Here is a 6,833-nt window from a genome sequence, read left to right on the forward strand (position 1 = left end):
CGCCGTACGTCACAGTGCCGCCGTACGTCACAGTGCCGCCGTACGTCGCCTCCGGTGCGGCCCCGCCCGGGCCGAGCCCGGCAAACCCGACCGCCGGCCGTCGCCGCGGCCGAGCCGGCCCCTCGCCGAGGGGCTACTATTGGCGAAGTTGGCATGTCAGGCGGTTTTTGTCATATCGTTTTACGACTTGTCGAGACCGGATACCGGGCCACCGTTCAGCGCTGCACGGACGCATCCCCTGGCCGGATCATCGCTGCCGAGGCGACCCAGCCTATCGACAAGGCCGACGGGGCCTAGCGCGCACGCCCAGGGTGCGGCGCCGACGGGACACTCATGAATGCCGCGCAGAAAGTTCGGATGAAGGGCAGGTGAGAATGGCGCCCAGCCGGGTCGGGCTGTACAACCGCGCATTCGAGCACGACTCGTGCGGGGTGGCCATGGTCGTCGACATGCACGGCCGCCGCAGCCGCGACATCGTGGACAAGGCCATCACCGCACTGCTGAACCTCGAGCATCGCGGTGCGCAGGGCGCCGAACCGCACACCGGTGACGGCGCCGGAATCCTGATCCAGGTGCCGCACGAGTTCCTCCACGACGCCGTGGACTTCGAGCTGCCGGAGCGGGGGGACTACGCCACCGGCATCGCGTTTCTGCCGCAGTCGTCGAAGGAGGCCGCCGCGGCCTGCGCGGCGGTGGAGAAGATCGTCGAGGCCGAGGGGCTGCGGGTGCTGGGCTGGCGGGAGGTGCCCACCGACGACTCGGCGCTGGGCGCGCTGGCCCGCGACGCGATGCCCACCTTCCGGCAGCTGTTCATCGCCGGTGCCTCGGGGATGACGCTGGAGCGCCGCGCCTACGTGATCCGCAAGCGCGCCGAACACGAACTCGGCACCAAGGGCCCCGGTCAGGACGGTCCCGGCCGTGAAACCGTCTATTTCCCAAGCCTTTCCGGTCAGACGTTCGTCTACAAGGGCATGCTGACCACCCCGCAGCTCAAGGCTTTCTACCTCGACCTGCAAGACGACCGGCTGACCAGCGCGCTGGGCATCGTGCACTCGCGGTTCTCCACCAACACCTTCCCGTCCTGGCCGCTGGCGCACCCGTATCGGCGGATCGCCCACAACGGGGAGATCAACACCGTTACCGGCAACGAGAACTGGATGCGCGCCCGCGAGGCGCTGATCCACACCGACGTGTTCGGGTCTCCCGGCGCCGCCGAAAACCCCGACAAGTTGTTCCCGATCTGCACTCCGGGCGGCTCAGACACCGCCCGCTTCGACGAAGCGCTCGAGCTGCTGCATTTGGGCGGCCGCAGCCTGGCCCACGCGGTGCTGATGATGATCCCCGAGGCCTGGGAGCGCCACCCGGCGATGGACCCGGCCCTGCGCGCGTTCTACGCCTACCACTCCTCGTTGATGGAGCCCTGGGACGGCCCCGCGTCGATGACGTTCACCGACGGCACCGTGGTGGGCGCGGTGTTGGACCGCAACGGCTTGCGCCCGTCCCGCATCTGGGTGACCGAGGACGGTCTGGTGGTGATGGCCTCCGAGGCCGGGGTGCTCGACCTGGACCCGTCGACGGTGGTGCGCAGGATGCGGCTGCAGCCGGGCCGGATGTTCCTCGTCGACACCGCGCAGGGCCGCATCGTCTCCGACGAGGAGATCAAAGCCGAACTGGCCGCCGCGCATCCCTATCAGGAGTGGCTCGACAAGGGTCTCGTCCCGCTCGACGAGCTGCCCCAGGGCAACTACGTGCGGATGTCACACCACCGGCTCGTGTCGCGGCAGTTGGCGTTCGGCTACACCTACGAGGAGCTCAACCTGCTGGTGGCGCCGATGGCGCGCGCCGGCGCCGAGCCGATCGGGTCGATGGGCACCGACACCCCGGTGGCGGTGTTGTCGTCCCGGCCGCGGATGCTGTTCGACTACTTCCAGCAGCTGTTCGCCCAGGTGACCAACCCGCCGCTGGACGCCATCCGCGAAGAGGTGGTGACCAGCCTGCTCGGCACCCTGGGTCCGGAGGGCGACCTGCTCAACCCGGACGGGAACTCGTGTCGCCAGATCGCGCTGCCGCAGCCGATTCTGCGCAACCACGAGCTGGCCAAATTGATCAACCTCGATCCCGACGGGGAAGTCAACGGACGTCGGCATGGGTTGTGCGCCAAGGTGATTCGGTGCCTCTACCCGGTGTCCGAGGGCGGCGCGGGGCTGAAGGCGACGCTGGACGAGGTGCGCGCGCAGACCTCGGCGGCGATCGCCGACGGCGCCCGGATCATCGTTCTGTCCGACCGGGGGTCCGACGAGACGACGGCGCCGGTGCCGTCGCTGCTGGCTGTCTCCGCGGTGCACCACCACCTGGTGCGCGAGCGCAGCCGCACCAAGGTCGGGCTGGTGGTCGAGGCCGGTGACGCCCGCGAGGTGCACCACATGGCCGCGCTGGTCGGATTCGGGGCGGCGGCGATCAACCCCTACATGGCGTTCGAGTCGATCGAGGACATGCTCGACAGAGGCTACTTTGAAGCCGGCCCCACCCGCCTGGACCGTGAGACGGCACTGCGCAACTACGTCAAGGCCGCGGCCAAGGGCGTGCTGAAAGTGATGTCCAAGATGGGCATCTCGACGGTGGCGTCCTACACCGGCGCGCAGCTGTTCCAGGCCGTTGGGGTTTCCCAGGAGGTGCTCGACGAGTACTTCACCGGGCTGACCTGCCCCATCGGCGGGATCACCCTCGACGACATCGCCGCCGACGTCGCCGCCCGCCACGCGCTGGCCTACCTGGACCGGCCCGAGGAGCGGGCGCACCGAGAACTGGAGGTCGGTGGGGAATACCAGTGGCGGCGCGAGGGGGAGTACCACCTGTTCAACCCCGAGACCGTCTTCAAGCTGCAGCACTCCACCCGCACCGGGCAGTACGCGATCTTCAAGGAGTACACCCGCCTGGTCGACGACCAAAGCGAGCGGCTGGCCACCCTGCGCGGCCTGCTGCGGTTCCGGGAGGCTGTGCGCCCCCCGATTCCGCTGGAGGAGGTGGAGCCGGCCAGCGAGATCGCCAAGCGCTTCGCGACCGGGGCGATGAGCTACGGCTCGATCTCCGCCGAAGCGCACGAGACGCTGGCCATCGCGATGAACCGGCTGGGCGGCCGGTCGAACTGCGGTGAGGGCGGCGAGGATGTCGGCCGCTACGACCGTGACCCGAACGGCGACTGGCGCCGCAGTGCGATCAAGCAGGTCGCCTCCGGGCGGTTCGGCGTCACGTCGCACTACCTGACCAACTGCACCGACATCCAGATCAAGATGGCCCAGGGCGCCAAACCCGGTGAGGGCGGCCAGCTTCCGGGGAACAAGGTGTACCCGTGGATTGCCGACGTCCGGCACTCCACACCCGGGGTGGGGTTGATCTCCCCGCCGCCGCACCACGACATCTACTCCATCGAAGACCTGGCCCAGCTGATCCACGACCTCAAGAACGCGAACCCGGCCGCCCGCATCCACGTCAAGCTGGTGGCCGAGAACGGGGTCGGCACAGTCGCGGCGGGGGTGTCCAAGGCGCACGCCGACGTGGTGCTGATCTCCGGGCACGACGGCGGCACCGGCGCCACCCCGCTGACGTCGATGAAGCACGCCGGCGCGCCCTGGGAGCTGGGTCTGGCCGAAACCCAGCAGACGTTGCTGCTCAACGGTTTACGTGACCGGATCGTGGTCCAGGTCGACGGCCAGCTCAAGACCGGTCGCGACGTGGTCATCGCCGCGCTGCTGGGGGCGGAGGAGTTCGGCTTCGCCACCGCGCCGCTGGTGGTGGCGGGGTGTGTCATGATGCGGGTGTGCCACCTGGACACCTGCCCGGTGGGGGTGGCCACCCAGAACCCGGTGCTGCGGCAGCGGTTCACCGGCCAACCCGAATTCGTCGAGAACTTCTTCTTGTTCATCGCCGAAGAAGTCCGGGAATACCTGGCGCAGCTGGGTTTCCGGACACTGATCGAGGCCGTAGGCCAGGTCGGCGCGCTGGACACCACGTTGGCGCGGGCGCACTGGAAGGCCCACAAACTGGACCTGACCCCGGTGCTGCACGAGCCCGAGTCGGCGTTCATGAACCAGGACCTGTACTGCAGCTCCAGCCAGGACCACGGCCTGGACAAGGCGCTGGACCAGCAGTTGATCGTGATGAGCCGCGAGGCGTTGGATTCCGGTTCGCCCGTCCGCTTTTCCACGACCATCGGCAACGTCAACCGCACCGTCGGCACGATGCTGGGCCACGAGGTGACGAAAGCCTATGGCGGCCAGGGCCTGCCGGACGGGACGATCGACATCACGTTCGACGGGTCGGCGGGCAACAGCTTCGGCGCCTTCGTGCCCAAGGGCATCACGCTGAGGGTCTACGGCGACGCCAACGACTACGTAGGCAAGGGACTGTCCGGTGGCCGCATCGTGGTGCGGCCTTCCGACGACACGCCCGAAGGCTATGTCGCCGAAGACAACATCATCGGCGGGAACGTGATCCTGTTCGGCGCCACCGGCGGCGAGGCCTTCCTGCGCGGCGTGGTCGGGGAGCGGTTCGCGGTCCGCAACTCCGGGGCGCACGCGGTGGTCGAAGGGGTTGGTGACCACGGCTGCGAGTACATGACCGGCGGCAAGGTCGTCATCCTGGGCCGTACCGGCCGCAACTTCGCGGCCGGGATGTCCGGCGGGTTGGCCTACGTCTACGACCCCGACGGGGTGTTCCCCGCCCGGCTCAACACCGAGATGGTCGAACCGGAGTCTCTCGACGACGAGGACTCCGAGTGGCTGCACGGCATCATCCAGGCGCACGTGGACGCCACCGATTCCGCCGTCGGGCAACGTATCCTGGCGCGGTGGGCGAGCGAGCAACGCTACTTCGTCAAGGTGATGCCGCGCGACTACAGGCGGGTCCTGGGGGCGATCGCCGAGGCGGAACGCACGGGTGCCGACGTCGACGAGGCGGTAATGGCGGCGGCTCATGGCTGACCCGAGAGGCTTTCTGAAGTACACCCGTCGGGAGTTGCCGAAGCGCCGGCCGGTCGCCGAGCGGGTGCACGACTGGCACGAGGTCTACGAGGACATCGAGGAAGACGCGCTGCGCAGGCAGGCGACCCGGTGCATGGACTGCGGGATCCCGTTCTGCCACAACGGCTGCCCGCTGGGAAACCTCATCCCCGAGTGGAACGATCTGGTGCGCACCGGACGTTGGCGCGCGGCGGTCGAGCGACTGCACTCCACCAACAACTTCCCCGACTTCACCGGCCGGCTGTGCCCCGCGCCGTGCGAACCGGCGTGCGTGCTCGGCATCAACCAGGATCCGGTGACCATCAAGCAGATCGAGTACGAGATCATCGAGCGGGCCTTCGAAGAAGGCTGGGTACAACCCATTCCACCGGAGCGGCTGACCGGCAAGAAAGTGGCCGTCGTCGGGTCCGGGCCGGCCGGGTTGGCCGCGGCTCAGCAGCTCACGCGTGCCGGGCACAGTGTGACGGTCTTCGAACGCGACGACCGCATCGGCGGGCTGTTGCGCTACGGGATCCCCGAATTCAAGATGGAAAAGCGCATCGTCGACCGGCGGCTGGCGCAGATGACGGCCGAGGGGACCGTTTTTCGTGCCGGCGTCAACGTCGGCGTGGACATCAGTGCCGAGCAACTGCGCACCGAGTTCGACGCGGTGGTGCTGGCCGGCGGCGCCACTGCCTGGCGCGACCTGCCGGTCGCGGGGCGCGAACTCGACGGCATCCACCAGGCGATGGAATACCTGCCGTGGGCCAACCGGGTGCAGCACGGCGACGACATCGTGGGACCGGACGGCGAACCGCCGATCACCGCCAGGGGGAAGAAGGTCGTCATCATCGGCGGCGGCGACACCGGCGCCGACTGCCTGGGCACCGTGCATCGGCAGGGCGCGGCCAGCGTGTACCAGTTCGAGATCATGCCGCGCCCGCCGGACACCCGCGACGAGTCCACGCCGTGGCCGATGTGGCCGCTGATCATGCGGGTGTCCGCGGCGCACGAGGAAGGCGGCGAGCAGGTGTTCGCAGTCAACACCGAGGAGTTCACCGGCCGCGACGGTCACGTCACCGGGTTGCGCGGCTACAAGGTTCGGCGCACCAACGGCACCTTCGAGAGGGTCGACGGCACCGACTTCGAGATGCAGGCCGACCTGGTGTTGCTGGCGATGGGTTTCGTCGGGCCGCAGAAGCCCGGCCTGCTGACCGACCTCGGGGTGGAGTTCGACGGTCGCGGCAACGTGGCGCGCGACGCGGATTTCGCCACCTCGGTGCCCGGTGTCTACGTGGCCGGCGACATGGGGCGGGGTCAGTCGCTGATCGTGTGGGCTATCGCCGAGGGCCGGGCGGCCGCCGCCGGCGTGGACCGGTATCTGATGGGCCATACCGCGCTGCCGGCTCCCATCAAACCCATCACCGCCCCGCTTCATTAGTCACTTCTGTCGCGTCAGGAACATTTGATAAATTGTGTGGCGAGTCGTAACCTATTTGCCAGATGTGGGGTGTTCTAATACTCGGAGGTGGGCACCGCGGCGGCGTGGGGCCCGGTCCGGTCGACCGACTGCAGGAGTGGCTGTGCACATCAATCCAATACCGCGGTCACGGGTGGGGAGAATCGCCTGGTCCTGGTTCCGTCACCCGGTGAGGAGCCGGGAGTTCCCCGCTAAGCACGAACGCCTGGTGACCGCCGAGGAGCTGATGCGCTTCGGGGTGTGACACCTGGTTCCGGCGCCGCCTGGGTGTCGGAGTGCGTTTGCTGTGCTTATCGAATCGTTATCAGAGCTCCTCCGCGACGACATCGCCCGCCGATCAGCAATCGAGGCCGCCG

2 protein-coding genes are annotated in these 6,833 nt (G+C 68.4%); both read left to right on the forward strand.

The genetic code is table 11. The features are described 5' to 3' along the window. Positions 1 to 374: 374 nt before the first annotated feature. Positions 375 to 4,979, forward strand: coding sequence for a glutamate synthase large subunit (gene gltB, locus ABDW21_RS04685; RefSeq protein ID WP_343600552.1), 4,605 nt, complete (start codon positions 375 to 377; stop codon positions 4,977 to 4,979). After that, positions 4,972 to 6,438, forward strand: coding sequence for a glutamate synthase subunit beta (locus ABDW21_RS04690; RefSeq protein ID WP_343600549.1), 1,467 nt, complete (start codon positions 4,972 to 4,974; stop codon positions 6,436 to 6,438). Before gltB ends, ABDW21_RS04690 begins: the two co-directional genes overlap by 8 nt. The last annotated feature ends 395 nt before the right edge of the window (positions 6,439 to 6,833 follow it).

The organism is Mycobacterium sp., from assembly GCF_039583805.1.
GTDB lineage: Bacteria > Actinomycetota > Actinomycetes > Mycobacteriales > Mycobacteriaceae > Mycobacterium.